Below are 943 nucleotides of genomic sequence, written 5' to 3' on the forward strand. Positions count from 1 at the left end.
TTGAAAGTAAGCATTCACCATACGTAGGCGAGGATCTTATTGATTTTTTGGTCAACAATGAAAGAATAAGAGAAAAGTTGGTCAGTGAGGATACCCTTCATGAAAATGTGACACCAATTCGTCCATCGGTACTTTATCAGTATGATGGCAAGCATAATAAATACATAAAAATTGATGATAATTATTATCTTTTTAAAACTAATGATTTTTCATCGAGCTATATTGAAGGGTGTCATGACATTTTACCTGTTAATTTTGATGCTGGTAAATACCATGTTCATTTTGATCTGTTAGGAAATATGTATGATGTATATAAAATAGCCTTGAGACAGCCACTTGAACAGGATGATGTGGGTAAGTATTATTTAGACAGTTCCGTGATTAATAAAATATCTAAAAGAAGATTTTTAAACACGGCTAACGGTATTTTCAGTTTCCAAAAATCATTTTCTCAGTATATGTCAAAGTCGAATAACATTGATGGTGCAGTCACTATCAATAGAGTGGATTATATTATCTTTGATAAAAACTTTATAGAGATATCTAATAATGGGGATGATACTTATTTATTGGGGAGGGATGATAATATAAAAATATACAAAAATTCAAAAAGCAATACTTATTTTATCATGCCAAAAAAAGTTAATGAGATATTCAAAGCACAACAGTTAAAAATTCGCGATTCACGCTGCATCGCTAAACGGCAGGTTTTATCACTATGCACCGCACGTTTTATGGAGTCAAAGGACATAACTACGCTTCTTAGAAGAAACTCTGATCATAGTATAAATATTGATGCTCCAGTTGAACACCTTGAGCCCTATGGAGATGCTGATGGCTTTTTTAAAGAAAAAGAGGCTTCTTATTCCCTTTATTTTTTATCTAATGATGGCGTTTTTTTTCATGCCAAAGAGGGACCTATCAGCGACGGTATGGGTCCTGT

At 33.0% G+C, this 943-nt stretch carries 1 protein-coding gene; it reads left to right on the forward strand.

What is annotated here, in order from left to right; translation table 11 throughout:
* On the forward strand, positions 1 to 943 hold a 943-nt coding region (locus J5224_RS30405; RefSeq protein ID WP_264628764.1), incomplete at both ends, for a hypothetical protein.

Source organism: Candidatus Symbiopectobacterium sp. NZEC135, from assembly GCF_025962695.1.